The sequence below is a fragment of the Salinarimonas sp. genome (genome assembly GCF_040111675.1).
GTDB lineage: Bacteria > Pseudomonadota > Alphaproteobacteria > Rhizobiales > Beijerinckiaceae > Salinarimonas.
This window is the reverse complement of record NZ_CP157794.1, coordinates 3807364-3833985: the sequence shown is the minus strand read 5'-3', so window position 1 is coordinate 3833985 and position 26622 is coordinate 3807364. Positions and strand designations below refer to the sequence as shown.

Here is a 26622-nt window from a genome sequence, read left to right as displayed (position 1 = left end):
AAGCCGGTTCAGCGGCGGCGCACCCGCCCGCCCTCGTCGGCGCGCAGCACGACGAGCGCGAGGACGAGGAGCGCCGAGACGAGGCAGAGCGCGGCTGCGAAATACGCGACCGGCGCCACCGGCCAGCGCAGGTAGACGCTGACCTCGCCGTAGCTCGAGAGCCGCGCCCCCTGGATCCACAGCCGCCAGCCGATCACGGCCAGCGCCCCGATCGTGACGATCCGCACCACGAAGAGCCGGATCGGCTTCGTCCAGGGCGCGAGGCGCTCGGTCAGGAGATCCACGGTCACGTGGCCGTCGTCGAGGCACACGGCGGGGAGACCCGTGAAGATCACCCCGACGAGGAGGAGCTCGGTGAGCTCGCTCGCGCCCGGCAGCGGCGCGTCGAGGAAGTAGCGCCCCACCACGTCGACCACGGTGACGCCCATCATCGCGAAGAGCATCGCCGCCGAGATCACGGCCAGCGCGAGGCGCACGGGGCGCAGCGCCTCGCGCGGGGTCGCGTCCTCCACCGGGTGATCGGCGGCGGGGCGCTCGGCGCTCATCGGCCGGCGGCCGCCTTCTCGATCTCGGCCCGCAGCAGCGCGAGGCCGGCCTCGGCGTCGATGCCGGCGCCGGCGGCCTCGGCGAGCTTCGCCTCGACCACGGGGGCGAGCTTCCGCGAGATCTCCTCGAGCTGCGCGTCGGTGGCGGTGGCGAGCGCGATCTCGCCCTGCATGGCCTCGCGGCCCTCGGCGTCCGCCGCGTCCCAGGCCTGGCCCGCGAGCCGCGCCAGCGCCTCGCCGGAGACGGAGTCGATCGCCGCCTTGTCCTCGTCGGACAGCGCCTCCCACTTGCCCTTGTTCATCACCACGAAGAAGGAGGTGTTGTAGAGGCCGCCGGGGACCTCGAGGCCCTGGTCGAGGATGCCCTGCAGGTTGAAGAACGTCACCGACTCGAAGGGGAAGAGGATGCCGTCGGCGACGCCGCCGGAGAGCAGCTCGTAGGCCTTCGAGGACGGGCTCTGCACCGGCACCGCGCCGAGCGCCGTGGCGACGTCGGAGGCGATGCCGCCGCCGACGCGCATCTTCGCGCCCTCGACGCCCGCGAGCGAGGAGAGGTCGCGCCCGCGGGTGAAGATCTGGCCCGGGCCGTGGGTGAAGACGGCGAGCACCTTCACGTCGTCCTGCTCGCCGGCCTCGGCCAGCATCTGCTCGTAGGCGTTCCAATAGCCGACCGAGATCGCCTCGGCGCTGTCGCCGAGGAACGGCACCTCGGCGAGCACCGTCGTCTTGAAGCGGCCCGGCGTGTAGCCGTGGACGCCGTAGGTGATGTCGGCCACGCCGTTGACGGCGAAGTCGTAATGGGCGGGCGGCGGCCCGAGCGGCGCGTCCAGGATCTGGATGGTGACGCGCCCGTCCGTCGCCTCGGCGACGCGCTCAGCGTAAGGCTTCATCACGTCGGCGACGAGCGGATGGCTCGGCGGCAGCCAGTTCGCCATGCGCAGGGTGGTCTGCGCCGCGGCCGGGCCGGCGAGGACCGCGAGGCCGATCAGGCCGGCGAGAAGGCCGGCGGCGCCGCGGCGCGCGCGCGCCTCGACAGGGACGTCGTGCATGGTCCGTCACTCCCTATGAGCCGGCGGCGGCGTTCTCGCGCCGTCTCGCCGGACGTGTTCCCGACGGGAACTCTAGCATGTCCGCAATGCATGAAAAGGCATTATTTTAATCCTCAAACATTCTTGCGCGGCGGCGTCGTTCATGCCTATCCTGGGCCTCACGAGGGGCGGATCAGAGATTTGACCGTCCGGAAAAGCATGAAACGGCATGCTTCCGAAGCGGAAGCGACAAGCCGTGGGGAACCGGGAGAAGGCGGCTCGATGACCGAGCTCACGCTGATCGTCCGCGAGGCGATCGCCGAGACGCCGCTCGTCAAGGCGATCGTGCTAGGCAGCGCCGACGGCGCGCCGCTGCCGCCGGCGGCGCCCGGCGCGCATGTCCGCGTCGCGCTGCCCGAGGGCGGCGACCGTCCCTATTCGCTCGTCGACCATCCCGATCACCGCGACGGCGGGACCTGGGTGCTCGGCGTGCGGCTCGAGGACCCGAGCGCCGGCGGCTCGCGCTTCATGCACGGCCTCGCCCCCGGCGACCGGGTGACGACGTCGGCGCCCCAGAACAATTTCCCGCTCCACGAGGACGCCCGCCCGGCGCTGCTGATCGCCGGCGGGATCGGCATCACGCCGATCCTCTCCATGGCCGCAGCGCTGGCCCGCGCGGGCCGGGACTTCCGCCTGCACTATGCCGGGCGCGCGCGCGGCCAGCTCGCCTTCCTCGCCCCGCTCGCGCGCATCTGCGGGGACCGCCTCGCCTGCCATTACGACGACGAGCCGGAGACGCGGCTCGACGTCGGGAAGGCCCTCGCCGAGGCGCCGGCGGACGCGGTCGTCTACGTCTGCGGCCCGGAGGGCATGATCGAGGCGGTGAAGGCCGCCGCCGCCGGCATGGGGATCGCGCCCGAGCGGGTGCGCTCCGAGCTGTTCACCAAGGCGCCCGCCGCCGGCGCGGACGATACGGCCTTCGAGGTCGAGCTGAGGTCCACGGGCCAGGTGGTGACGGTCGCGCCCGGCGAGTCGATCATCGACGCGCTGGAGGCCGCGGGGGTCGACGTGCTGTACGATTGCCGCCGCGGCGATTGCGGCATCTGCCAGTGCGACGTGATCGAGGGCGTGCCGGACCACCGGGACGTCATTCTCTCCGACGCCGAGAAGGCGTCGGGCAAGGTGATGCAGATCTGCGTCTCGCGCGCGAAGTCGAGCCGGCTGGTGCTCGACCTCTGACGCGCCGACGAGCGAAGGGAGGGAGCCGATGACGCGATATCGCGGCAATCCGCAGGCGATCCGGGACCTGATCCGGCCGACCGAGGTCCATCGCGACGTCTATATCGACCCGGAGGTGTTCCAGCTCGAGATGGAGCACCTCTTCGCCAACACCTGGGTCTATGTCGGCCACGCGAGCCAGATCCCCAACCCGGGCGATTACGTCACCACCGAGATCGGCCGCCAGCCGGTGCTGATGAGCCGGCATTCGGACGGGACGATCCACGTCCTCTACAATCGCTGCCCGCACAAGGGCGTGAAGGTCGCCTCCGAGGCCTGCGGCAACACCGGCAAGTTCTTCCGCTGCCCCTATCACGCCTGGTCGTTCAAGACCGACGGCTCGCTCCTCGCGATCCCGCTGAAGAAGGGCTACGAGGGCACGCATCTCCAGGAGAAGGAGGCGGTCAAGGGCCTCGCGCCGGTGGGCGGCGTGCACGTCTACCGCGATTTCGTCTTCGCCAGGCTGAACCCGGTCGGGCAGAGCTTCGAGGAATTCTTCGGCGATGCGCTCTCCTCCATCGACAACATGGTCGACCGCTCGCCGGAGGGGAAGCTCGTGCTCGAGGGCGCGCCCTCGCGCTACATGCATCCCTGCAATTGGAAGATGCTGGTTGAGAACCAGACCGACACCTGCCACCCCATGGTCGCGCACGAGAGCTCGGCCGGCACGGCGGTCAGCGTCTGGGAACGCGAGGCCGCCAAGGGCGGCCGGAAGCCGATGGCGGTGGAGGTCTACGCCCCCTTCATGGCGCCCTACGAGTTCTTCGAGAAGATGGGCATCCGGGTCTGGCCGAACGGCCACGGCCATACCGGCGTCACCACCTCGATCCACGCCGACTACTCGGCCGTGCCCGGCTACATGGACCAGATGGTCGCCGCCTACGGCGAGGAGCGGGCCAAGCGCATCCTCGGCGAAAACCGGCACAACACGGTCTACTTCCCCAACATCATGGTGAAGGGGCCGATCCAGACGCTGCGGCTGTTCAAGCCCATCGCCGCCGACAAGACCCTGGTGGAGAGCTACACCTTCCGCCTCGTCGGCGCGCCGGACATGCTGTTCGAGCGCACGCTGATGTACAATCGCCTGATCAACGCGCCGACCTCCATCGTCGGCCACGACGATCTCGAGATGTACGAGCGCGCCCAGCTCGGCCTCCATTCCGACGGGCTCGAATGGGTCAACGTCGAGCGGCTCTACGAGGACGGCGAGGAGCCGGACGCGACCGCCGTCATCAACGGGACGAGCGAGCGCCAGATGCGCAACCAGTTCCAGGCCTGGGCGAAGTTCATGACGATGTCCATGGACGACGCGACGGCCCCGGCGAAGAGCGGAGCGGCGGCATGAGCGCGGTCACGCAAGACGATCTCGTCCGCTTCGTCTATCGCGAGGCGCGGCTCCTCGACGAGATGGAATTCGACCAGTGGCTGGCGCTCTTCACCGAGGACGGCCATTACTGGATGCCCGGCGAATGGCGCCAGACCGATCCGCGGCTGCAGGCCTCGCTGATGTACGAGGACATGCTGCTCCTGCGCATCCGCGTCGAGCGGCTCTCGAACGCGCGCACCTTCAGCCAGAAGCCGCGTTCCCGCTGCCAGCACGTGCTCCAGGTCCCGCAGGTCGACGAGATGGACGAGGCGGCGAACCGCTACCGCACCTACACGCCGTTCCACTACGTGGAGACGCGCGGCGACGAGAAGGAATGGTACGCCGGCTGGGCGCGCCACGAGCTCGCGGTGGTCGACGGGGCGCTGAAGATCAGGCTCAAGCGCGTCGACCTCGTCAATTTCGACGCGCCCTTCGGCAACATCCAGCTGTTCATGTGAGGCCCTCGTGCAGCCCCGCACCGTCCACGCCCGCTTCCTCGACGCCGCCGCGCGCTTTCCCGAGCGCCCGTTCCTGAACGTGCTCCCGGAGACCGCCGCGGCCTACGGCATCGAGGCCGGCGAGATCGCCTATGCCGACGCCCGCGCGCGGGTCGAGGCCTTGCGCGCGGCCTACGCGGCGGCCGGCTGGGGCGCGGGGCATCGGGTGGGGCTGCTCCTGCTCAACCGGCCGGACTTCCTGCTCCACTGGCTCGCGCTCAACGCACTCGGCGCCTCCGTCGTGCCAATCAACCCGGATCTGCGCGCGGCCGAGCAGGAGTACATGATCGGCCATTCCGAGATGGACCTCGCCGTCGCGGTCCCGGCGCGGGCGGGCGAGCTCGTCGCGGCGGCGGAGGCGATCGGGCGCTCGCTGCCGGTGATCGGCCCCGAGGACGCGCCGCCCCGCGCCCCCCGCCCGGCGCTGGCCGATCCCGGCCCCGACGGGAGCCGCGAATGCGCGCTCCTCTACACGTCGGGCACCACGGGCCGGCCGAAGGGCTGCATGCTCTCGAACGACTACTACCTGCTGTGCGGGGACTGGTACGCCGGCATCGGCGGCCTGTGCCGGCTGGAGGCGGGCGTCGAGCGCATGCTCACCCCGCTGCCGCTCTTCCACATGAACGCCATGGCCTGCTCGGTCGTGGTGACGCTCACCATCGGCGGCTGCCTCTCGATCCTCGACCGCTTCCACCCGAAGACCTGGTGGGCGTCGGTGAAGGCGTCCCAGGCGACCGTGATCCACTATCTCGGCGTCATGCCCGCCATGCTGATGGGCGCGCCCGAGAGCCCGGCGGACCGGGAGCACGCGGTGCGCTTCGGCTTCGGCGCCGGCGTCGACAAGCGCCTGCACGCGCCCTTCGAGGCCCGCTTCGGCTTCCCGCTGGTGGAGGCCTGGGCCATGACCGAGACCGGCTGCGCCGCCGCGATCATCGCGAGCGAGGAGCCGCGCAAGATCGGCACGAGCTGCTTCGGCCGGCCGGGGCCGGGGACCGAGGTCAAGATCGTGCGCGAGGACGGGAGCGAGGCCGCGCCGGACGAGCCGGGCGAATTGCTCGTGCGCAGCGCCGGGCCGGACCCGCGGGCGGAATTCTTCTCGGCCTACCTGAAGGACGAGGCCGCGACCTCCGCCGCCTGGGAGGGCGGCTGGTTCCATACCGGCGACGTCGTGATGGCGGACGACGACGGCGACCTGCATTTCGTCGACCGCAAGAAGAACGTCATCCGCCGCTCGGGCGAGAACATCTCCGCCGTCGAGGTGGAGAGCGTGCTCATGCAGCACCCCGCGATCGCCGGCGTCGCGGTGGCGCCGACCCCGGATCCCGTGCGCGGCGACGAGGTCGTCGCCTGCGTCGTCGCCCGCGAGAAGCCCGCCGACGACGCCGCCCGCACGGCGCTCGCCGAGGCGCTCGTCGCCCATTGCCTCTCGCGGCTCGCCTACTACAAGGCGCCGGGCTTCGTCGCCTTCGTCGAGGCCCTGCCGCTGACCTCGACGGAGAAGATCCAGCGCGGGGCCTTGCGCGACCTCGTCGCGGCGGTGGTGGGCTCCGAGACCTGCGTCGACACCCGCGGCCTCAAGAAGCGGCAGGCGGCGTGATGGCCCGCTTCGCGCACCGGAAGCGGCAGGGATACGACGGCGTCGCCGTCGCCGCGCCGGTGAGCGTGCCCTACGAGCGCTATTCCATCGAGAGCGCGCATTGGTGGATCGCCCGGGCGCTGCGGGAGCTGTGCCGCACGGCGGGCATCGAGAAGGGGGAGATCGACGGGCTCTCGGTCTCGAGCTTCACGCTGTTCCCCGACAGCGCGGTGGCGCTGACGCAGCATCTCGGGCTCACCCCGCGCTGGCTCGACCACATCCCGATGGGCGGCGCGAGCGGCGTCGTCGCGCTGCGCCGGGCCGCCCGCGCCGTCCAGGCCGGCGACGCGAGCCTGGTGGCCTGCGTCGCCGGGGACACGAACCACGTCGATTCCTTCCGCCGGCTGCTCTCGAGCTTCTCCCGCTTCGCGCAGGACGCGGCCTACCCTTACGGCTTCGGCGGGCCGAACGCCTCCTTCGCGCTCCTGATGGACGCCTACATGCGCGAATACGGCGCGAGGCGGGAGGATTTCGGCGAGATCGCCGTCTCGCAGCGGGAGAACGCCCTGCGCTACCCGCACGCGCTGATGAAGAGCCCGCTGACGCTGGACGCCTATCTCGCCGCACGGCCGATCGCGGACCCGATCGCGCTCTTCGACTGCGTCATGCCCTGCGCCGGCGCGGAGGCCTTCCTGGTCACGACGCCGGAGATCGCGGAGGCGCTCGGGCTGAAGACCGCGCGCGTGCGCGCCACGATCGAGCGCCACAACGCCTATCCCGACGATCCGATCCAGCTGCGCGGCGGCTGGGCCATGGACGCGGACGAGCTCTACGCGTGCGCGGGAATCGGCCCCGCCGATCTCGACTGCGTCCAGACCTACGACGACTACCCGGTCATCGTGATGATGCAATTCGAGGACCTGAAGCTCTGCGCCAAGGGCGAGGGGCCGGCTTTCGTGCGCGCCAACACCTTCACCTGGGACGGGAGCGTGCCGCACAACACCTCCGGCGGGCAGCTCTCGGTGGGCCAGGCCGGGGCGGCCGGCGGCTATCTCGGGCTCGTCGAGGGGCTGCGGCAGGTCACCGGGCAGGCGCTCGGGGCGCAGGTGGCCGACGCGCGGCGCGCCCTCGTCTCGGGCTTCGGCATGATCAATTTCGACCGCGGCCTGTGCTCCGCGGCGGCGATCCTGGAGGGGGAGGGCGCATGACCGAGCCGCTGCCGCCTCCCCGCAAGAAGAACCCGCAGGTCCCGACCCGCGCGGCGCTCGCGCCCCCGCTCCCCCGCAGCCGCGCGGCCCTCGCTCTCGCAGCGGAAGCCGCGACCGGCCGCTTCCGGCTCCAGACCTGCGCCGAGTGCGGGACGGTCGCCTATCCCCCGCGCGACGCCTGCCCGGCCTGCCTGTCCGTCGATCTCCCCTTCGCCGACATCCCGGACGGTGGGACCGTCCTCGCCGAGACGACGGTGCGGGTCTCGCCGGAGCTCTATTTCCGCCAGCGCCTGCCCTGGCGCGTCGGCACGGTGAGGCTCGACGCCGGCCCGGTCGTCGTCGCGCATCTGCACGGCGACGTCGCCGCGCCGGGCCGCGTGCGCATGGCGCTCAAGCTCGACCGCGTCGGCAACGCCGCCCTCATCGCCCTGCCCGAGAGCGAGACCCCGCACATGCGCGACGATCCCCTCTACCGCGAGCTCGCCGCCAGCCCGCGCCACCGCCGGGTCCTCGTCACCGACGGCCGCGCGCCCTCCGGGCTCGCGCTGGCGCAGTCGCTCCTGAAGGCCGGCGCGGCGCGGGTCTTCGTCGGCATCGCCGAGCGCTGGCGCGGCGTGCCGGAGGAGGCGGCCTACGCGGCGCTGGGCGAGAGGGTCGAGCTCGTCGAGTGCGACGTCACCGACGCGCAGGGCCTGGCGCGTCTTTCGGGCGCGATCGGCGGCAAGGTCGACATCCTGGTCAACAACGCCGAATACGTCCGCCCCGGCTCGATCCTCGCCCGCGGCGACGTCGCGACGCTCGCGCGCGAGATGGACGTCAACGCGCTGGGCCTCGCGCGCCTCGCCCAGGCCTTCGGGCCGGGCATGCGCGCCCGCGGCGCGGACGGGACCAGCAACGCGGTGGCGCTCGTCGACGTGCTTCCGGTCCACGCGCTCGCGAGCTGGCCCGCCTTCGGCGCCTTCTCGGCGACCGCCGCGGCGCGTCTCTCGATCCTGCAGGATCTCCGCGCGGAGCTGCGCGAGGGCGGCGTGCGCGTCCTCTCCGTCTTCGTCGGGCCCACCGAGGATGCCTGGCGCGAGGCCGTCCCGCCGCCGAAGGTGACGCCCGCGCAGATCGCCCGCGCCGTGGTGCAGGCGCTGGAGGAGGGGATCGAGGACACCTTCGTCGGCGACGTCGCCCGGGACGTGGCGGAGCGCTTCCGCAAGAATCCGAAGCTCGCCGAGCGGGAGACGGGCCGATGAGCGATACGCCACTCGTCCCCTTCCTCGCCGCCCTCGCCGCGGGCGAGGTCGAGATCGTCGACCTGACGCATCCGCTCTCGGCGGACTTTCCCGTCATCGTGCTGCCGCCGGAATTCGGCCAGTGCCAGCCGTTCCGCCGCGAGGTCGTCTCCCGCTACGACCATCGCGGGCCGGCCTGGTACTGGAACACGATCACCATGAGCGAGCATGCCGGCACGCATTTCGATGCGCCGGTCCACTGGATCACCGGCCGCGACCTGCCGGGCAACACCGTCGACGCCGTGCCGGCGCGGGACATGATCGCCGAGGCCGCGGTGATCGACGTCTCCGCCGAGAGCGCCGCCGATCCGGATTTCGTCCTCACCCGCGCCCATGTCGAGGCCTGGGAGGCCGAGCACGGGCCGATCCCCGCGCGCGCCTGGGTGCTCCTGCGCACCGACTGGTCGAAGAAGGTCGGCACGCCCGCCTATGTCGGCCTCGCCGCCGACGGCGCGCATTCGCCGGGGCCGGACGCGGGCGCGATCTCCTTCCTCGTCGCGGAGCGCGGCATTCTCGGCTTCGGCACGGAGACGGTGGGCACCGACGCCGGCCAGGCGGCGCATTTCGCGCCGCCCTATCCGGCTCATTCCATCCTCCACGGGGCGGGGCGCTACGGCCTGCAATGCCTCGCCAATCTCGACCGGCTGCCCGCCCGCGGCGCCGTCGTGATCGCCGCGCCGCTCAAGATCGAGGGCGGCTCGGGCAGCCCGCTGCGCGTCCTCGCCCTCGTTCCCCGCAAGAGCGCCGGAGAGGCCCCATGAGCGCGTACACGGCCCTCGTCACCGGCGCGAGCTCCGGCATCGGCGAGGAGATCGCCAAGCGCATGCTCGCCAAGGGCTGGCGGGTGGTGGGCCTCTCGCGCCGCCGTCCGGACTGGACGCACGCGCGCTTCGAGGCGATCCCCGTCGATCTCCTCGACGAGACGCAGGTGCGCGCCGTCGCGACCGAGTTGTCGACCCGCGAGGCCTTCAGCCACGTCGTCCACAATGCCGGGCTCGTCTGGCCGAACCTCGTCGAGGACGTGAAGCCGGAGGAGGTGGCCGGCCTCACCATGCTCCACATCACGGCGCCCCTGATGCTGACGCAGGCGCTGCTCCCGAGGATGCGCGAGGCCGGCTTCGGGCGGATCGTCTTCGTCACCTCCCGCGCCGCCATGGGCGTGCCGACGCGCTCGGCCTATGCCGCGACGAAGGCGGGCGTGCACGGCATGGCGCGGACCTGGGCGCTCGAGCTCGGGCCGGAGGGCATCACCGTCAACGTCGTCGCGCCGGGGCCCGTCCTCACCGACAATTTCTGGGGCATCGTCCCGCAGGGATCGGAGCGCGAGGCGAAGATCGCGGCGCAGCTGCCGGTGCGCCGTCTCGGCACGGTGGAGGACGTCGCTCACGCGGTCGAGTTCTTCGCCGCGCCGGAGGCGGGCTTCGTCACGGGCCAGGTGCTGTTCGTCTGCGGCGGGGGGAGCCTCGGCGGGCTCTCGCTCTGAGCGCACGACAACGAAACAAGACGAGGGGAGCGGACCCATGAAGATCGCAGTCCTGGGCGGCGGCAACGGCTGCTTCGCCGCGGCGGCGGATTTCACGCTGGCGGGCCACGAGGTGGCGCTCTGGAGGCGAGACGCGGCGGCGGTGGCCGCCCATCGCGAGGCGGGGAGCGTGATCGCGGTGAAGGATCACCGCGGCCGTCACGAGGCGCGGATCGCCCTCGTCACCACCGACATGGCGGAGGCGCTTGCGGATGCGAGCCTCGTGCTCTGCCCCGCGCCGGCCTTCGCCCAGGCGGACATCGCCGCGCTCGCCGCGCCTCACCTGAAGAGCGGGCAGGTCGTCTTCTTGCCGCCGGGCACCTTCGGCTCCTACGTCTTCGCCGCCGCCGTCCGCAAGGCCGGCAACCGCGCCGACGTCGCCTATGCCGAGACCGGCACGCTCCCCTGGCTCGCGCGCAAGCACGGCCCGTTCGAGGTCGCGATCACGGTGCGCGCCAAGCGCCTGCCGACGGGCGTGATGCCCCTCGACATGGCGGACGAGGCCCTCGCCGTCCTGGCCGAGGCGTTTCCCGGCGCGATCGAGCCCTGCGGCGACGTCCTCTCCGGCGCGCTGATGAACGCCGGCCCCATCATCCACCCGCCGCTCATCGTGATGAATGCCGGGCCGATCGAGCATTTCGAGCGCTGGGACATCCACAAGGAGGGCACCCAGCCCGCGATCCGCCGCGTCACCGACGCGCTCGACGCCGAGCGTGTCGCGGTGCGCGAGGCGCTGGGCTACGGCGCGCCGCACTTTCCGCTCGCGAACCACTACGCGAAAGACGGCGAGGAGTGGATGTACGGGCGCGGCTCGCACGATCGCCTGACCGATTCCGGCGACTGGCGCGAGACCCTTGTCCTCACGCAGCACCGCTACATGCTGGAGGACACCCGGATGGGCCTGTCCTTCCTGACCTCCGTCGCCCGCCTCGTCGGCGTCGCGACGCCGCTCGCGGACGCCTTTCTCGCGATCGGCGGGGCGATCTGCGGGGAGGATTTCCGCGAGACCGGCCGCACGCTCGGGAGTCTCGGGCTCGGCGACGCCTCGCTGGACGAGATCCGCGCGATCCTGAAGGAGGGCCCGCGATGAGCGAGCGGATCGCCTGCCTCGGCGCGGGGCGGATGGGGCGCGGCATCGCCGTCGTCTTCGCCTATGCCGGCCACGAGGTCGCCCTCGTCGACCTGAAGCCCCGCGAGAGCGCCGACTTCGCGCGCCTCGCCGCGGAGGCCACGGTCGACGTGAGCGGCATCTTCGAGATGCTCGCCCGCATCGGGCTGATGGACGCCGCCCATGTCGAGACCCTCGCCTCGCGGGTCCGCGTCGTCCCGGAGGGCGAGGCCGCGGAGGCGCTCGGCGCGGCGGACGTGGTGTTCGAGGGCGTGCCGGAGGTGGTCGACCTCAAGCGCGAGGCGCTGGCCCGCGCCTCCGCCCTGACGCGGCCCGACGCGATCATCGCGTCGACCACCTCGACCATCCTCGTCGACGACATCTCCGGCGCGGTCGAGCGGCCCGAGCGCTTCCTCAACGCGCATTGGCTCAACCCGGCCTATCTCGTGCCGCTCGTCGAGCTCTCGCCGGGCGAGGCGACCGATCCCGCCGTCACCGAGCGCCTGAAGGCCCTGCTCGAGGGGGTGGGCAAGGTGCCGGTCGTGTGCGCGCCACGGCCGGGCTACATCGTCCCGCGCATCCAGGCGCTGGCCATGAACGAGGCGGCGCGCATGGTCGAGGAGGGCGTCGCCAGCCCCGAGGATCTCGACCGCGCCATCAAGTACGGCTTCGGCTTCCGCTTCGCGGTGCTGGGGCTGATCGAGTTCATCGACTGGGGCGGCGGCGACATCCTCTACTACGCGAGCCGCTACCTGACGCAGGCGCTCGGCGACGAGCGCTACAGGGCCCCCGAGATCGTCGAGCGCAACATGCGCGAGGGCAAGATCGGCATGAAGACCGGCCAGGGCTTTCGCGACTACGCCGGCATGGACGTCAAGGCCTACCAGGCCGAGCGCCTCGCCGAGTTCGCCGCCATGCTCCGCCAGCTCGGCCTCGGCAAGCCGCCGGTCGTGTGACGAAAGAGGACGAGGGGACCACGCCCATGCAGCCCATCCGCATCTGGTACCAGAGCTACGTCGACTACGAGAACGGCGCCGGCTATTGGGACGCGCTGCGCGCGCACCTCGCCGCCATCGTCGATCCCGGCACGACGGTCGAGGTGCACGGCATCACGCCGCACGACAGCTACGCCCATGCGCTGGTCGAGCATCGCTGCGCCCGCGAGGTGATCTGCAACGCCGTGCGGGCCGAGCGGGAGGGCTACGACGCCTTCGTCATCGGCCATTTCCAGGACGCCGGCCTCTACGAGGCGCGCTCGGTGGTGGACATTCCGGTCGTGGCCCTGGGCGAGGCCTCCATGCTGCACGCCTGCACGCTGAGCCAGCGCAGCGGCGTCGTCACCATCAACCGCCGCTACATTCCCTGGTTTCACCATCAGATCGGCAAGTACGGCCTCGAGAAGCGCGTCACCGGCGTGCACGCCATGCAGTTCGAGCCCGGCGAGATCCTGAAGGCGTACGATTCGCGAGAAGGCTTCGAGCGCGTGGTCGATCTCTTCGCCGAGCAGGCGCGCCCGCTCGTCGCCGACGGCGTCGAGGTGCTGATCCCCGGCGGCGGCATCCCGATGCTGCTGTTCTCCCGGATCCGCCGCCACGTGGTCGACGGCGCGCCGGTGATCAACGGCATCCCCATCGTGGTCAAGGCCGCGGAGAACGCCGTCAAGCTGCGCCGCCTCACCGGCCTCGAGGCGAGCCGCGCCGGCGAGTTCGTCAAGCCGCCGGCGGAGATCGTGGAGGAATACATGACGCATCCGAAGGGGTTGTGAGGGGGCGCTCATCTCGCGGGGATGAGATGTCGCGCGGTTCTCGCCACGGACGGAGCGATCGGTACGTAGCTGACGGCCGCGAGGTCGGCCGCCAGGTCGCCCAGGTGAACGTCCAAGGCATCGAGAATGCGCTCGCAGGCTTCGATGACGCGGGCGCGGTTCTTGATCGGATTGCTATGGAACAGCTCGTTCCTGGCATCCTTGATCAGCCGCATCGTATTGTTGAACATCGTTTGGTCCAGCTTGTATCCAAGCTGTTGATCCGAAGAGAACATGCCTCGCGTCAGGCTCCAGTCGGCCCGGGTCATTTCCCAGATATCGCCGAGCGTCGTGCAGTAAAAGAACTCGTCCGTTTTGTCCGGACCGTCGATCAGCTGAATTTTCTCTGCAGCAACGATGTTCTCCAAGGCGCGCCAAACGCTCTTGAGGAACCTAGCGTTGACGGTCTTGCCTCGAATGTGACCGAGAGACGACGGGTCTTTGCCCGCTCGCTGGAAGTCACGTACGATGACCCACCAATCCAGTCGATCGAAGTGGCTGCCGAGATGCTCCGCAAGCGCTGATCTCAGGCTGTTCTCGACGGTGAAAACAAATGGATACATCGAGGACATTTCGTTGATTTTGCGTGCATAGATCCGATGGATGAGGCGCCTCTGTTGCGGCGACGGTACGCCCTGCAGCTTTCTCGTCTCGGCGGCCTCTTTCAACGAATCACGTAGCATGGTGGGATTGAGAATCTTCATGTCTGCCTCGAACTGGTCCAGCTGGGCAGCCGAGGGGATGAATGTGAGGCATTCGCCGTACAGCTCGCGTGTCGAGATATGGCGCTTCAGTATCGACATGATCACCCTTGCGCTTCGAGGGCCATGTCGCTATCTTACACGTACTCGGTCGGTGGCGACACGTTGGTGTTGCGAGCCCATGGGGTCAGCCATGGCACCGGAAGAGTCTAAACAGCTTTCTTCAGGGCGCGGTGATGAGCCGCGCCCGTTTTTCTTTCCAGCGACAGTGACTCGCGCCTGATCCGCAATCGCTCACCGCATCGCGTCCGGCAGCCACAGCGCGATCTGCGGGAAGGCCGTGAGCAGCAGGATCAAGAGGAGCGTGCAGGCGATGTAGGGCGCGGCCGCGCGGGCGACCTGGCCGAGCGTGGTGCCTTTGGGCCCCACCCCCACCATGATGAAGAGCAGGAGCCCGAAGGGCGGGGTCGCGAGGCTCAATTCCAGCGCGAGCAGCATCACGACCCCGAACCAGATCGGGTCGAAGCCCATGATCTGGATCAGCGGCATGAAGACCGGCAGGGTCAGCATCATCATGGAGAGCTGGTCCATGAACATGCCCATCACGACGAGCAGAAGCAGCATCGCGAGCAGCACGAGATAGGGGTTCAGCTCGAAGCCGGTCGCCCAGGAGATGACGCCGGAGGACGCGCCCGAGAAGGCGAGGATCTGCGAGAAGGTGGTCGAGCCGACGATGATCATCAGCATCATCACCGTCACCGCGAGCGAGCCGCGCAGGGACTTGACCAGCGCCTCCCAGCTCAGCCGGCGATAGGCGGCGGCGAGGATCAGCACGGACAGCGCCCCGAAGGCGGCGCTCTCGGTGGGCGTCGCCCAGCCGAGCAGGATCAGCCCGATCACGCAGAAGATCACGAAGCCCATGGGCAGGACGTCGACCGCGAGCGCCCGCAGGATCGTCGCGAGGCCCGCCGGCTCGGCGTCGTAGCCGGGCGCGGCCTTCGGGTCGATGGCGACCTGCAGGCGGATCAGCGCGACGTACATCAGCGCGAGCAGCAGCCCCGGCAAGAGCCCGGCGATCAGCAGCGCGCCGACGTCGATGCGCGCGAGCGAGCCGAGCAGCACCGCGAGCGTCGAGGGCGGGATGATCATCGCGAGCCCCCCCGTCGAGATGATCGGGCCCGTGATCATGTGGGGCTTGTAGCCCCGCTTCGTCATCTCCGGCACCATCAGCGAGCCGAGCATGGCGGTGTTCGCCATGGACGAGCCGGAGAGGGCCGCGAACAGGGTGCCGCCGCCCACCGTCAGGTAGGACAGGCGCGCGCGGATGCCGCCCATGCACTTGTCGAGGGCGTCGAAGACCCGCATCGCGAGGCCGGTGTGGAAGAACAGCTCCCCCATCAGGAGGAAGAGCGGCAGCGGCACCAGCGTGAAGCTCGTCACCGCGTCGGTGGCGTTGGCGATGAACTGGTCGATGCCGACGATCCCGCCCATGAAGACCAGGGCGCCGACGATGTTGACGGTGAAGAAGGCGATGGCCACCGGCATGCCGGTCATCATCAGGGCGAGGATGCCGCCGAGCATCAGCATGCCGGCTTCGTACCAGGTCATGGCGCGCGTCCCCTCAATGCGCCTCGCGCCCGCCGGCGCGGAAGGCGCCGACCGCGAGCAGCCGGACGAACTCGATCGCCATCAAGGCGAAGCCGCCCGACAGCATGGCGTAGGCGATCCAGCCCGGGATGTTGACGGAGCGCATGTCCACGGCCCCGACCCGGTCGAGGGCGATGAGCCCGGCGCGCCAGGCGAGCAGCGCCAGCACCGCGGCGCAGACCGCGAGCACCGCCCGGCCGAGCGGGACGCGCGCCGCGTCCGGCAGCGCGTCGGCGAAGGAATTGATGGCGACGTGGCCGCCGGTGCGCACGAGCCAGGGCCCGCCGGCCATGGTGCAGAACAGCAGCAGGTATTCCACCACCGCGCTCGTCCATTGGAACGGCCGCAGGCCGGCGTTTCGAAGGATGACGTCGGCGGCGACCGACACGGTCATGAAGCCGATCGACGCGCCGGCCAGGATGGCGAGCGCGCGGATCAGGCCGTCGTAGAGGCGGGCGAGGGAGCGCATCGGAGGTCCTGCGGGCGGGGGAGGGGGGCGCGCGCCCGCCGCCGTGGCGGGCGCGCGCGATCCGTCTCAGCGCGTGTAGTACTTCTCGCGCAGGACGTCGTAGCGCTCCGTGCCCGCGGCGCGCATGCGCTCCCAGGCGGAATCGTAGGCCGCGTCCAGATAGCGATCGGCGGCCTCGCCCTCGAGCGCGATCACCGTCTGGCCGGCCTCCTGGACGCTCGCATTGGTCTCGGCGATCTGCTTCTGGAAGGCGTCGTAGGAGATCTGCTCGTAGTCGATCGCCGCCTGACGGACGATCTCCTTGGCCTCGTCGCCGAGCTCGGCCCAGCTGTCGGGGTTCATCACCACGACGAGGTCGGTGTTGTAGAAGCCCGGATCGACGCGATACTTCAGGAAGCGGTCCCAGGACAGATCCTGGATGCCGATGATCGGCCAGCCCGCGCCGTCGAACGTGTTGCGCTCGAGACCGGTATAGACGTCCGGCACCGGCACGGAGACGGGCACGGCGCCGAGCGATTCGAAGAAGGCGTTGTAGATCGGCTGCGAGCGCAGGGTGCGCCCGGAGAGGTCGAGATCGCCGTCGGGCGTGAGCGTCGGCTCCTCGATCGTGTAGACGTAGAACTGCACGCCGCTGTCGATATGGGCGAGGAGCTCGACGCCGAGCTTCTCGGCGAAGGCCTCCTTCATGATGTCGAAGCCGCCGTTCTCGCGGGCCTCCATCGCCGTCACGGTGGAGCCGACGAAGGCGTCCGCCTCCGGCATCCGGCCGAGGTGGAAGCTCGCCGGCCCGTAATGCATGTCGATCACGCCCCGCGCGGTGGCGTCCATCTGCTGGTTCTGCGGGATCGCCTCCGGGCCGCCGCGATAATCGATGCGCACGACGCCGGCGCCGCGCTCGTTCACGAGCTCGACGAAGCCGAGGAAGCTCTGGGTGAAGGCGAGCTGCCGCGGAAAGGCGGTCGCCGCCGTGATCACCTCCTCGGCCTTGGCCGCGACGCTGCCGACCGTCAGCGCGAGGCCGCCCGCAATGGCCCCGAGGAGGGCCCGCCGGGACGTGTCGATGTGGAAGTTCATGCCGTTCCCCTTCGTTGTCGTTACCGCGCGAGGCGCGGGGAGACGCGACGCGCGCCGGCCGTGGCGGAGCCTTCTGGCGGGCGTCCGTCCACGGCGCTCGGGGGCGCGAGCGCGTCCCGTGGGGACCATGAAATGTTTGAACTCTAAAATAATCAAGTCGAATCTCGTGATCCGACGCCCACCCGGGCTGGCGTCGCGCTCGCGAGGCGCGGGTCCGATTTCGGCACGCGACGCGATGCCATCGCCGCGTGCCGCGCCCCGCTCGCCGGTCGACGACAGGCCCCGTCGCGACGGCTGAGGTGCGGCGCGGGTCGTCCTCCCGCCGCGAACGGGCCCGACGATCGAGGCACGCATCGCCGGAGCCGCGATCTCGGCTCGCTCCGGTAGGCCTTCGATGGGCGCAGGGACTTGACGATCTGGGAGCTGGCGATCCCGGGAGGACTCGAACCTCCGACCAACGGTTTAGGAAACCGCTGCTCTGTCCTGCTGAGCTACGGGACCGTCGCCGGGCATGTCTACCACGCGGCGCGGCGCGATTCCACCCGGGCGAAGAGGCCGCTTGACCTTCCCACGGTGGGAAGCTCCATGGACGTGGGGACACGCGCATCACGAGGAGGTTTCCGTGCGGACCTACAGCGTTCCCGACATGAGCTGCGGCGGCTGCGCCAAGGCCATCGCCCGCATCGTCACGAAGCTCGACCCGGCCGCGGAGGTCTCCGCCGACGTCGCCGCAAAGCGGGTCTCCATCGGCTCCCAGGCGTCCGACGCGGACCTGCGCGCCGCGCTCGCCCGCGGCGGGTACCCGGCGACGCCCGTCGCAGCCGACGCGACGGCGTGAGGCGCGCCGCATCGCCTTCGTAAAGCCGCGATCGCAGCGCCGGATCCCGGCTCTTTCCCTTCAGGAGCAACGACGACGATGAAGTCCCTTGTCATCGCCGCGGCGGCCCTCGCCTTCGCGGCGAGCGGCGCGGCGGCCACCCAGGACGCAGCCCACGGCGGTCATGCCGGCCACGGCGCCCACGCGACCCATGCCGCGCCCGCGGCGGTCGCCCTCGACGGGCCGGCGAACGCCCTCTTCCGCGCGGCCAACGAGCGCATGCACCGCGACATGAACGTCCCGCTCACCGGCGACGCCGACGTCGACTTCGTGCGCGGCATGATCCCGCATCACCGCGGCGCCATCGACATGGCCCGCGTGGTCCTCGAGCACGGCGCCGATCCGGAGATCCGCGCCCTCGCCGAGGCGGTGATCCGCGAGCAGGAGCGCGAGATCGCGGAGATGGAAGCCTGGCTGAAGGCTCGCGGTCACTGAGCCGCCGTCACGCGGCGGCGGCGCGCCGTTCCACCTCGACCCACACCCCGTCCTTCGGGCGCAGCGTGATCGAGGGGAACGGCGTCGTGTCGCGGCCCGGCGTCGGCGCGAACCGATAGCGCCGGGCCATGGTGACGAGGAGCAGGATCGCCTCCATCATCGAGAAGCGGTTGCCGATGCACACGCGCGGGCCTCCGCCGAAGGGCATGTAGGCGAAGCGCGGCAGCCGCTCCTCGAGCCCGTCCTCCCAGCGCTCCGGCCGGAACGCCTCCGGCTCGTCGAAGAAGCGCGGGTCGCGGTGGAGCACCCAGGGCGCCATGATCACCGTCGTGCCCTTCGCGATCGTGTAGCCGCCGATCTCCACCTCCTCGGTCGTCTCGCGGCCGATGGCCCAGCCCGGCGGGTAGAGCCGCATCGACTCCTTCACCACGCATTCCGCGAAGGGCAGGCGGCGCAGGTCCTCGACGCCGGCAGGGCGATCGCCGAGCACCGCCTCGATCTCGGCCGCGAGCCGCTCCTGCGCCTGCGGGTGGCGGGCGAGCTCGTACCAGGCCCAGGACAGCACGAGCGCCGTCGTCTCGTGGCCGGCGAGGAGCAGCGTCACCATCTCGTCGCGCAGCTGCCGGTCCGACATGCCGCGCCCCTCCTCGTCGCGGGCCTGCATGTAGAGCGCGAGCAGGTCGCCCGAATCGGCCGGTCGCGCGCGCCGCTCCGCGACGATCCGGTCGATCACCTCCTCCACCACCTTCAGGCCCTTGCGATAGCGGATGTGGCCGGGCAGCGGGACGGCGTCCGGGATCAGCACCGGGCGGGCGTAGCGGGCGGCGATCTCGTTCATCAGGAGCGTGACGGCGTGGTCGATGCGCTCGACCTCCTCCTCGAGCTCCGAATCGAAGAGCGTCTTGGCGGCGATCCGGAGGGTCACGCCCATCATGTCGACATGGACGTCCCGCGCCTCGCCCGGCGTCCAGCGATCGAGCATCTCCTCCGTCATGCGCACCATCACGGCGCCGTAGCCGTCGAGCTTGCGGCCCGCGAAGGCGGGCGCGGCGAGCCGGCGCTGGCGCTGCCAGAGCGCGCCGTTGCTGGTGAGCAGGCCCTCGCCGAAGATGGCGCGGACGTGCCGCCAGAAGAAGTTGTGCTTGATGTAGGAGGCGTGGCTGCGCACCAGGATCGGCTCGATCGCCGCCGGATCGCTCACCAGCACCGTCGGCCAGCCGCCGAGCGCGAGCGAGACGACCCCGCCGTGCTCGCGCGCGCACGTCGTGAAGAAGCCCGGCGCGTCCTTGGCCATGAACGGCAGGTGGCCGACGAGCGGATAGCCGCGCGGGCTCGGCGGCGCGAGCGCCCGATCGGCGGCTGTGACGGCGTCCTGACGCATCGATTCGACCCCCATAAGCGAAACCCAGGGTCAAAATAGATGGACCACCCTCGCGCGTCACGCAACGTCAGCGATGCGCGACGTCCGGCCGATAGCCGCCCGCGAACGCGGCGAGGAACGGCGCGGGCGTGAGCGCGTGCACGGTCTCGCCGGGGTCGGCGGGTCGCGCGGCGCCGTAGCCCGCGTGCGACCAGGGCAGGAGCCGGCCCGCCCACCACAGCAGGGCCGCGCCGTCCCGCGCCACCATCGCCCCGTCGGGAAGGTCGCCGAGCCGCGCGGGCGTGCGCCGCTGCGCTCCCGTCGCGGGATCGATCCGCGCGGCGTGGAGCGCAGCGTCGATATCGGGCGCGCGCAGGGGCGCGTCGGGCGCGAGGCCGTGGCCCGCGCGCCAGGCGGCGGCGAAGCGGGAAAACGCCTCGCGGCGGCATTCCGCGCAGGGGCGGTGCCCGGCCGCGAAGGCGGTGGCCTCGTCGAGAAAGAACAGCTCGGTGTAGGATCCCGGCGCCATCAGCGTCCGGCGGCGTCCGCGAAACGCCGTCAGGCACGCGATCCAGGCCTTGCCGCGCCAGCGCGCGCGCCCGATCCGGCCGTGCGCGTCGTGCAGGCGGCCACGATTGCCCATCAGCGCCCCGCGCTCCGGCGCGGCGACGATCTCGCCGAACGGCGTCACCCGGTTCTGCCGCGGCATTCCCGCTCTCCTCCGGTCCGTCCGGAGGAGAGCGCGGCCGCGCCGGGGATGCAAGCCGACTTTCGGGCGTCGTCCCGGGTCCGCTTCGCGGCCCGGGCCGACGGTCTTCAAAACCCCATCGGCGGCGCGTAGAAGCAGCGCTGCCGGCCGTTGAGGACGCAGCGATAATAGTTCCCGTCCTGGCTGGTGCGGGCCTCGTCGAACGGAACGACGGTGCCGTCGTCGAGCCGGTAGCCGACGTCGGTGACGCTGACCTTGGCGCTCGGATAGGGATTGCAGTCCCGATCGTTGCAGCACCAGGCGTCGTACCAGGAATGCGCGGTCGCCGTGCCGGCGCCCAGCGCGGCGCCGGCGGAAAGGGCCATGGCGGCGAGTATCGTCTTCGTGCGGGTCATTGCGAACGCGAGCCTCTCTCGAGCCCCCGTGCCCCGGATTCGCGGGGTCCGTTCGTTGCGTCGCGCGCCGTCGGCCGCGAGGTCGCCCGTCAACACCACGAGCGGGGCGACGGTTTCGGTGCGGCGGGGCGTGTGCGCCGGGCGCAGATTGCGTTTATGATGGTGCACCGCCTTCCGGTCTGGAGACGCCGTCGATGCCGCTGCGCCGCGCCCTCGCCGCTTTCGCGCTCATGAGCGCGTTTTCCGCCCCTGCGGGGGCGCTCGACTGCGCCGCGCCGGCGATCGCGGATCGGATCGCGGCGATTCCGGCGCGCGGCGAGGTCCTGCTCGAGAGCGGCGTTCTGGCGCGCCTCGCCGGGGTGCGGCTCGCGGACGCAGGACCCGTGGGCGCCGACGCCCGCGCCGAGATGGACGGTCTCGTCGGCGCGCGGATCGCCGTCGCGCTCCTCGACGCCGAGCCCGACCGCTGGGGCCGTCGCGCCGCCGCGATCGCGCTCCCCGCGGACGAGGGCGCGGCGCCGACCCGCGACCTCGCGGCGGATCTCGTGACGCGCGGCCTCGCGCTCGTCGATGCGGGCGCGGCCGACGGGCTCTGCCGCCCGGGGCTGCTCGATCTCGAGGAGGGCGCCCGGCGCGCCGGCCGCGGGCTCTGGGCCGATTCGGCCGAGCGGCCGGTCTCCGCGGGCGACGTCGCGGCGCTGACGGCGCGCGCCGGGCGCTTCACGCTGGTGGAAGGCGTGGTCGCGCGGGTGGGCGAACGCGAGAGGCGCACCTATCTCGACTTCAGCCGGTCGTGGTCGAACGGGTTCACGGCGGTGGTCCCGGACGACGTCTGGACGCGGCTCGTCGCGTCCGGCCTCGACGCCGGCGCGCTGGAGGGTCGACGAATGCGCGTGCGCGGTATAATCGAGGTCTGGCGCGGGCCGGCGTTGACGATCACGGCCGTGGAGATGATCGAGATCCTGTCGAGCAACAGCGCGGAGCCGCGGCGTTCCCTTCCATGACCACCCCGTCGACCCTGAAGCGGCTCGCCGCCGCAGCCCTCGCGGCCTCCCTGCTCGGCGGCTGCTCGATCCTGTTCGGATCGCCGCCCGTCCCGCCGCAGGCGCCGGCGGTGACCGGCGTCGACAGCGAGCACGAGCAGCTCGTGGCGAGCTTCGGCGGCGAGTACGAGGCGCCGCAGGCGCGACGGCTCATCGAGGAGATGACGACGACGCTCGTCGCCGCCACCGAGCGCCCGGACGAGCGCTATCGCGTCACCATTCTCGATACGCCCGCCGTCAACGCCTTCGCCCTGCCCTCGGGGCGGCTCTACGTCACCCGCGGTCTGCTCGCGCTCGCCAACGACAAGTCCGAGCTCGCCGCCGTGATGGCGCACGAGATCGCCCACGTCACCCTGCGCCACGCCGCGGGCCGCGCCGAGCTGGAGGCGCGCTCCGCCCTCGTCAGCCGCGTCGTCTCCGACGTGCTGCGCGACCAGCGCGCCAGCGCCGATATCCGCGAGACGTCGCGCTACGACTTCGCGCGCTTCTCCCGCACGCAGGAGCTCGAGGCGGACGCGGTGAGCGTGCGCACCCTCGCCGGCGCCGGGTTCGACCCGTTCGGCGCCGCGCGCTTCCTCACCGCGCTCGACCGCTACGTGGCGCTCCAGTCCGGCCTCTCCGAGTCGGGCGATCCGACCTCCGCGCGGCTCGCGACCCACCCCTCGACGCCCGAGCGCATCGCCGAGGCCCGCGCCGCCGCCCGCCGCATCGGCGCGCCGGGGCTCGGCGCCGGCGATCGCGCCGCCTACCTCGCGGCGATCGAGGGCGTGGCCTACGGCGACGACCCGCGCGACGGGCTGGTGCGCGGCGCGCGCTACCTCAACGCCCGCCTCGCCATCGGCTTCTCCGCGCCGGACGGCTTCACGCTGGACAATTCCACCCGCGCCGTCCTCGGCTCCTCGCCCGACGGCGAGCGCCGGCTGATGTTCGACGCCGTCGAGGTCGAGGACGGCCAGAGCCTTCCCGACGTCTTGCGCGCCACCTGGACCGACGCCGTCGAGACCGGGGACGTGGAGGAGACCGTCGTCAACGGCCTGCCCGCGGCGGTCGCGACCTCGCAGGGCGACGCCTGGCGCTTCCGCGTCGCCGCCGTGCGCGCGGGCGCGGACGTCTACCGCCTGATCTTCGCGTTTCGCGCCAACGACCCGGGCGCCGAGGCGGCCTTCCAGCGCACCCTCTCCAGCATCCGCCGCATCACGGAGGCCGAGATCGCGGCTCTCTCGCGCCTGCGCGTGCGTATCGTCACGGCCGCCCCCGGCGACACGCTGGAGACGCTCGCCGCGCGCATGCAGACGGACAAGCCGGTGGAGACCTTCCGCACGCTCAACGGTCTGTTCGAGCACACGCGGATCGTGCCGGGGGAGCGCTACAAGGTGATCGCCGGGTAGGAGGGCAGGGCGCCGCCCGCCGCCTCTCACACCCAGCGCCAATGCCCGTCCTGGACCACGAGCACGCGACCCTGCCAGATGTCGAGGTGGGGCGCGCGGGCCCGCGGCGCGTCCGCGAGCAGGGTGAGGAGCGCGCGCGCGACGCCGCCATGGGCCACCATCACCGTGTCGCGGGCGACCTCGGCGGCGACCGGCGCGAGGCGTTCGGCCAGCATCGCGTAGCTCTCGCCGCCCGGCGGCACGTAGCCCCACTTGTCCGCCTCGCGCGCGGCGGCGCCCTCCGGGTCGCGGGCGCGGATCTCGGGCCAGGTGAAGCTCTCCCAGTCTCCGAACGAGATCTCCACGAGGCGCGGGTCGAGGCGGTAGGCGGCGCGGTCGAGGCCGAGCGTCCCGCGCAGGATCTCCATCGTGTCGCGGGTGCGGCGCATGGGGGAGGCGACGAAGTCGAGCTTGCCCGGGTCGCCGCGCACCAGCCCGCGCAGGGTGCGCGCGGCGGCCTCGGCCTGGACGCGGCCGAGCGCGTTCAGCTGCGTGTCGCGCCCGCCCTGCAGGCGGCCTTGCGCGTTCCAGTCCGTCTCGCCGTGGCGGACGAAGTAGAGGACGGGTCCCGCCACGGCTGGCCTCTCGGCTGTCTCAGTCCCGATCGAGCGAGATGTCCGGCGCGTCCGGGTTCTTCATGCCGACGACGTGGTAGCCCGAATCGACGTGGACCGTCTCGCCGGTGATGCCGCGCGCCATGTCGGACAGCAGGAAAGCGGCGGTCTCGCCCACTTCCTCGATCGTCGTGTTCCGGCGCAGCGGTGAGTTGTAAGCGTTCCACTTCAGTATGTAGCGGAAGTCGCCGATCGCGGAGCCCGCGAGCGTCTTGATCGGGCCGGCCGAGAGGGCGTTGACGCGGATGGCGTTGGGTCCGAGATCGGCCGCCATGTAGCGCACCGACGCCTCCAGCGCGGCCTTCGCCACGCCCATGACGTTGTAGTGCGGCATCCACTTCTCGGCGCCGTAATAGGTTAGCGTCAGCAGCGCGCCGCCGTTCGGCATCAGCTTCTCGGCGCGCTGCGCGACCGCCGTGAACGAGTAGCAGGAGATCGCGAGCGAGCGCGTGAAGTTCTCCTCCGACGTGTCGACGTAGCGGCCGATGAGCTCGTCCTTGTCGGAAAAGGCGATGGCGTGAACGACGAAGTCGATGGTCCCGAAGACCTTTTCCGTCTCGGCGAAGACCGCGTCGATGGTGGCGGGATCGGTGACGTCGCAATGCCCGACGAGGGCCGCGTCGAGCTCCTTGGCGAGCGGCTCGACCCGCTTCTTCAAGGCGTCGCCCTGGTAGGTGAAGGCGAGCGAGGCCCCCTGCTGGCGCGCGGCCTTGGCGATTCCCCAGGCGATGGAGCGATTGTTCGCCACGCCCATGATCAATCCGCGCTTACCGGCGAGGATGCCGGAACTGGTCTCGTCCGCCATGAACCACCTGACCTGTCGAACCCGAGTTGGCCGTTGTGCGCCGCCTCTTTAGCCGACCCGGACGCCACAGGAAAGCGCGAATGCGCGATCACGCGCGGGCGTTGCGGGGGTAGGGTGGGTTTTCCCCGGCGGAATCGGGAGATCAGGCCGTCTTCACCCCCCGCACCCGCCGCGCATAGTCCAGAAGCCCCTCGTCCGCCTCCTCCGGCAGGCGGATCTCGAGGACGGCGAGGAGGTCGCCGGTGCCGGTCTTCGTCGGCAGGCCCTTGCCGCGCAGGCGGAAGGCGCGGCCGCCGGAGGACATGGGGGGGACCTTCATGTCGACGGCGCCCGTGAGGGTGGGCACGCGCACGCTCGCGCCGAGCACGGCGTCGGCGAGGTCGACGGGCACGCGCACGCGCAGGTCCGCGCCCTCCTTCGCGAAGCGCTCGTGGGGCGCGATCTCCACCGTGAGGAGCACGTCCCCCGGCTCGCCGAGCGCGCTCGGATGGCCGAGACCGCGCAGGCGGATCGTCTGGCCGTCGGAGACGCCCTTGGGCACCATCACCTCGACCTCGCGGCCGGTGGGCAGGCTCACCCGCTTCGTCGCGCCAGCCGCCATCTCCTCGAGCGTCACCGTCATCGTGGCCGAGACGTCCTCGCCCTTGGCGCTCGCGCGGCGGCCCGCGCCGCCTCCCGGGCCGCGCGCGCCGGAAAAGCCGCCGAAGCCGCCGGGCCCGGCCCCGCCGCCCGCGCCGCGGGCTTCGGCCTGCCGGAAGGCCTCGCCGAAGATCTGCGAGAACAGGTCGTCGGCCGAGCCGCCGCCGGCCCCGCGCGCGCCGCGGGCGAACCCCTCGAAGCCTTCGAACCCGCCGAAGCCGCCCCCTCCCGCGCCGCGCCCGGCGCCGCCGCCGCCGAAGCCCTCGAAGCCGCGAAAGCGCGGCTTGCCCTCGGCGTCGATCTCGCCGCGGTCGAACTGCTTGCGCTTGCCCGCATCGCCCAGGATCTCGTAGGCGGAATTCACCTCGGCGAACTTGGCCCCGGCCTTCGGGTCCTTGTTCTGGTCGGGGTGGTATTCCTTGGCGAGCTTGCGGAAGGCCTTCTTGATATCGGCCTCGCTCGCCTGGCGGGAGACGCCCAGGACGTCGTAGGGGTCGCGCATCGCTCGTTCTCGGTCAGCCGGTTCGTGTGGACGGCGGCGCAGGGGAGGCGCGCGCCGCCGATCGCATTGGATATGGGTGGAGTGTTGCGCCCGCGCAACTGCGCTGCGGCATCACCCGGAGAGGTCCGGCATCAGATCGGCGGGAAGCCCCGCGTCGGCCGCCGGCGCCCCCTCCGCCTCCGCGCCGGTCGTCTCCGAGGCGGGCTCGGCCGCCTCGATCCGCCAGGCGGTCGCGGAGAGGCGGCAGGCTTCGCCCACGAAGCGGGATGGAGGCCGGCCGTCGGGCAGGGTCTCGGCGCGGAAGCGGCGGCAGACGAGATCGTCCCGCACCGTCGGCCCGGCGATGGCCGCCACCGCGCCCGCGGCGCCGCTCTCCGGATCGCGCCAGGCGATCGGCGCACCGGGACCGAGCGGGTCGAGCGCCTCGGCGAGGGCCCCATCGCGGGCGGCGCGCGCCGTGGCGAGGCCGGGCCCGTGCAGCCCGAGCGCCAGATGCTCCGAAGCGGGGAGGGCGCCCGTGGTCAGCGGGTCGCTCGCGGCGAGGAGATCGAGCGGGCTCGCCGTCCCGCAGCCGGCGACGGCGAGCGCGGCCGCGACGCACAGCGCGGCGGCCGCCCCTTCGCCGCGCGGCCGTTTCGCCCTATAACCCGACGCGACACATCCTTGCGGGAGCGGCATCCTCGTCCTCTCGCGACCACCACGAGCGGAGAGTG

The 26622-nt window shown here is 71.6% G+C and carries 28 protein-coding genes and 1 tRNA gene; 15 read left to right on the top strand and 14 right to left on the bottom strand.

Going from position 1 to position 26622, the window contains the following annotated elements:
* Positions 1 to 8: 8 nt before the first annotated feature.
* Both ABL310_RS17805 and ABL310_RS17800 read right to left on the bottom strand, forming a co-directional pair.
* Complete coding sequence (locus ABL310_RS17805) at positions 9 to 545, bottom strand: TRAP transporter small permease (RefSeq protein WP_349368341.1); 537 nt, start codon at positions 543 to 545, stop codon at positions 9 to 11.
* Positions 542 to 1594, bottom strand: coding sequence for a TRAP transporter substrate-binding protein (locus ABL310_RS17800; RefSeq protein WP_349368340.1), 1053 nt, complete (start codon positions 1592 to 1594; stop codon positions 542 to 544). The genes ABL310_RS17805 and ABL310_RS17800 overlap by 4 nt, the downstream gene beginning before the upstream one ends.
* A gap of 261 nt (positions 1595 to 1855) precedes the next feature.
* Between ABL310_RS17800 and ABL310_RS17795 the strand changes: the two genes are divergently transcribed.
* The 11 genes from ABL310_RS17795 to ABL310_RS17745 are packed head-to-tail and all read left to right on the top strand — an operon-like array spanning position 1856 to position 13173.
* Positions 1856 to 2812, top strand: coding sequence for a PDR/VanB family oxidoreductase (locus ABL310_RS17795; protein WP_349368339.1), 957 nt, complete (start codon positions 1856 to 1858; stop codon positions 2810 to 2812).
* 28 nt (positions 2813 to 2840) lie between these two features.
* Positions 2841 to 4196 (top strand): aromatic ring-hydroxylating dioxygenase subunit alpha, encoded by a 1356-nt coding sequence (locus ABL310_RS17790; RefSeq protein ID WP_349368338.1) that lies wholly within the window; start codon positions 2841 to 2843, stop codon positions 4194 to 4196.
* Entirely contained in the window at positions 4193 to 4675 is a 483-nt protein-coding gene (locus tag ABL310_RS17785; RefSeq protein ID WP_349368337.1) for an aromatic-ring-hydroxylating dioxygenase subunit beta, read from the top strand. The genes ABL310_RS17790 and ABL310_RS17785 overlap by 4 nt, the downstream gene beginning before the upstream one ends.
* 7 nt (positions 4676 to 4682) lie before the next feature.
* A complete protein-coding gene (locus tag ABL310_RS17780; protein WP_349368336.1) occupies positions 4683 to 6311 on the top strand; it encodes an AMP-binding protein in 1629 nt (542 codons plus the stop codon).
* The gene (locus ABL310_RS17775; RefSeq protein ID WP_349368335.1) at positions 6311 to 7498 is read left to right on the top strand and encodes a thiolase family protein; all 1188 of its coding nucleotides are present in this window, start codon (positions 6311 to 6313) and stop codon (positions 7496 to 7498) included. Before ABL310_RS17780 ends, ABL310_RS17775 begins: the two co-directional genes overlap by 1 nt.
* Positions 7495 to 8739, top strand: coding sequence for an SDR family NAD(P)-dependent oxidoreductase (locus tag ABL310_RS17770; protein WP_349368334.1), 1245 nt, complete (start codon positions 7495 to 7497; stop codon positions 8737 to 8739). The genes ABL310_RS17775 and ABL310_RS17770 overlap by 4 nt, the downstream gene beginning before the upstream one ends.
* Positions 8736 to 9539 (top strand): cyclase family protein, encoded by an 804-nt coding sequence (locus ABL310_RS17765; protein WP_349368333.1) that lies wholly within the window; start codon positions 8736 to 8738, stop codon positions 9537 to 9539. The genes ABL310_RS17770 and ABL310_RS17765 overlap by 4 nt, the downstream gene beginning before the upstream one ends.
* Positions 9536 to 10261 (top strand): SDR family oxidoreductase, encoded by a 726-nt coding sequence (locus tag ABL310_RS17760; RefSeq protein WP_349368332.1) that lies wholly within the window; start codon positions 9536 to 9538, stop codon positions 10259 to 10261. The genes ABL310_RS17765 and ABL310_RS17760 overlap by 4 nt, the downstream gene beginning before the upstream one ends.
* Before the next feature lie 37 nt (positions 10262 to 10298).
* A complete protein-coding gene (locus tag ABL310_RS17755) occupies positions 10299 to 11390 on the top strand; it encodes an NAD/NADP octopine/nopaline dehydrogenase family protein (RefSeq protein ID WP_349368331.1) in 1092 nt (363 codons plus the stop codon).
* The gene (locus ABL310_RS17750; protein WP_349368330.1) at positions 11387 to 12364 is read left to right on the top strand and encodes a 3-hydroxybutyryl-CoA dehydrogenase; all 978 of its coding nucleotides are present in this window, start codon (positions 11387 to 11389) and stop codon (positions 12362 to 12364) included. Before ABL310_RS17755 ends, ABL310_RS17750 begins: the two co-directional genes overlap by 4 nt.
* Positions 12365 to 12390: 26 nt before the next feature.
* A complete protein-coding gene (locus ABL310_RS17745; protein WP_349368329.1) occupies positions 12391 to 13173 on the top strand; it encodes an aspartate/glutamate racemase family protein in 783 nt (260 codons plus the stop codon).
* A gap of 8 nt (positions 13174 to 13181) precedes the next feature.
* On the opposite strand, the gene ABL310_RS17740 is transcribed toward ABL310_RS17745, so the two are convergent.
* From ABL310_RS17740 to ABL310_RS17720, 5 genes are all read right to left on the bottom strand, one after another.
* Positions 13182 to 14015 (bottom strand): hypothetical protein, encoded by an 834-nt coding sequence (locus tag ABL310_RS17740; RefSeq protein ID WP_349368328.1) that lies wholly within the window; start codon positions 14013 to 14015, stop codon positions 13182 to 13184.
* Positions 14016 to 14207: 192 nt separating this feature from the next.
* The gene (locus ABL310_RS17735; protein ID WP_349368327.1) at positions 14208 to 15521 is read right to left on the bottom strand and encodes a TRAP transporter large permease; all 1314 of its coding nucleotides are present in this window, start codon (positions 15519 to 15521) and stop codon (positions 14208 to 14210) included.
* Positions 15522 to 15534: 13 nt separating this feature from the next.
* On the bottom strand, positions 15535 to 16029 hold the full coding sequence (locus ABL310_RS17730) for a TRAP transporter small permease (RefSeq protein ID WP_349368326.1): 495 nt from the start codon (positions 16027 to 16029) through the stop codon (positions 15535 to 15537).
* 66 nt (positions 16030 to 16095) lie between these two features.
* Positions 16096 to 17103 (bottom strand): TRAP transporter substrate-binding protein DctP, encoded by a 1008-nt coding sequence (gene dctP, locus ABL310_RS17725; protein WP_349368325.1) that lies wholly within the window; start codon positions 17101 to 17103, stop codon positions 16096 to 16098.
* 424 nt (positions 17104 to 17527) lie between these two features.
* Positions 17528 to 17604 (bottom strand) — tRNA-Arg (locus ABL310_RS17720).
* 121 nt (positions 17605 to 17725) lie between these two features.
* Between ABL310_RS17720 and ABL310_RS17715 the strand changes: the two genes are divergently transcribed.
* Positions 17726 to 17941: a heavy-metal-associated domain-containing protein gene (locus ABL310_RS17715; RefSeq protein WP_349368324.1), complete on the top strand. Its 216-nt coding sequence runs from the start codon at positions 17726 to 17728 to the stop codon at positions 17939 to 17941.
* A 78-nt stretch (positions 17942 to 18019) separates the two neighbouring features.
* Positions 18020 to 18415 carry a DUF305 domain-containing protein gene (locus ABL310_RS17710; RefSeq protein WP_349368323.1) on the top strand — a complete coding sequence of 132 codons (396 nt, stop codon included), beginning with the start codon at positions 18020 to 18022 and terminating at the stop codon, positions 18413 to 18415.
* A gap of 7 nt (positions 18416 to 18422) precedes the next feature.
* Here ABL310_RS17710 and ABL310_RS17705 read toward each other — a convergent pair whose 3' ends face one another.
* The 3 genes from ABL310_RS17705 to ABL310_RS17695 all read right to left on the bottom strand — a co-directional run bounded on the left by ABL310_RS17705 (position 18423) and on the right by ABL310_RS17695 (position 20879).
* Complete coding sequence (locus ABL310_RS17705; protein WP_349368322.1) at positions 18423 to 19796, bottom strand: cytochrome P450; 1374 nt, start codon at positions 19794 to 19796, stop codon at positions 18423 to 18425.
* A gap of 67 nt (positions 19797 to 19863) precedes the next feature.
* On the bottom strand, positions 19864 to 20484 hold the full coding sequence (locus ABL310_RS17700; RefSeq protein ID WP_349368321.1) for a hypothetical protein: 621 nt from the start codon (positions 20482 to 20484) through the stop codon (positions 19864 to 19866).
* A gap of 107 nt (positions 20485 to 20591) precedes the next feature.
* Complete coding sequence (locus tag ABL310_RS17695; protein ID WP_349368320.1) at positions 20592 to 20879, bottom strand: hypothetical protein; 288 nt, start codon at positions 20877 to 20879, stop codon at positions 20592 to 20594.
* A gap of 194 nt (positions 20880 to 21073) precedes the next feature.
* On the opposite strand from ABL310_RS17695, the gene ABL310_RS17690 reads away from it, so the two are divergent.
* Positions 21074 to 21883, top strand: coding sequence for a DNA-binding protein (locus ABL310_RS17690; RefSeq protein WP_349368319.1), 810 nt, complete (start codon positions 21074 to 21076; stop codon positions 21881 to 21883).
* Positions 21880 to 23310 carry a M48 family metalloprotease gene (locus ABL310_RS17685; protein ID WP_349368318.1) on the top strand — a complete coding sequence of 477 codons (1431 nt, stop codon included), beginning with the start codon at positions 21880 to 21882 and terminating at the stop codon, positions 23308 to 23310. Before ABL310_RS17690 ends, ABL310_RS17685 begins: the two co-directional genes overlap by 4 nt.
* A gap of 26 nt (positions 23311 to 23336) precedes the next feature.
* Here the strand turns inward: ABL310_RS17685 and ABL310_RS17680 are convergent, their stop codons facing one another.
* The 4 genes from ABL310_RS17680 to ABL310_RS17665 form a co-directional block, all read right to left on the bottom strand.
* Positions 23337 to 23924 (bottom strand): histidine phosphatase family protein, encoded by a 588-nt coding sequence (locus tag ABL310_RS17680; protein ID WP_349368317.1) that lies wholly within the window; start codon positions 23922 to 23924, stop codon positions 23337 to 23339.
* A gap of 19 nt (positions 23925 to 23943) precedes the next feature.
* Positions 23944 to 24768 (bottom strand): enoyl-ACP reductase FabI, encoded by an 825-nt coding sequence (gene fabI, locus ABL310_RS17675; protein WP_349368316.1) that lies wholly within the window; start codon positions 24766 to 24768, stop codon positions 23944 to 23946.
* A gap of 142 nt (positions 24769 to 24910) precedes the next feature.
* On the bottom strand, positions 24911 to 25909 hold the full coding sequence (locus tag ABL310_RS17670) for a DnaJ C-terminal domain-containing protein (RefSeq protein ID WP_349368315.1): 999 nt from the start codon (positions 25907 to 25909) through the stop codon (positions 24911 to 24913).
* A 111-nt stretch (positions 25910 to 26020) separates the two neighbouring features.
* Positions 26021 to 26587, bottom strand: coding sequence for an RT0821/Lpp0805 family surface protein (locus ABL310_RS17665; protein WP_349368314.1), 567 nt, complete (start codon positions 26585 to 26587; stop codon positions 26021 to 26023).
* Positions 26588 to 26622 lie beyond the last annotated feature (35 nt).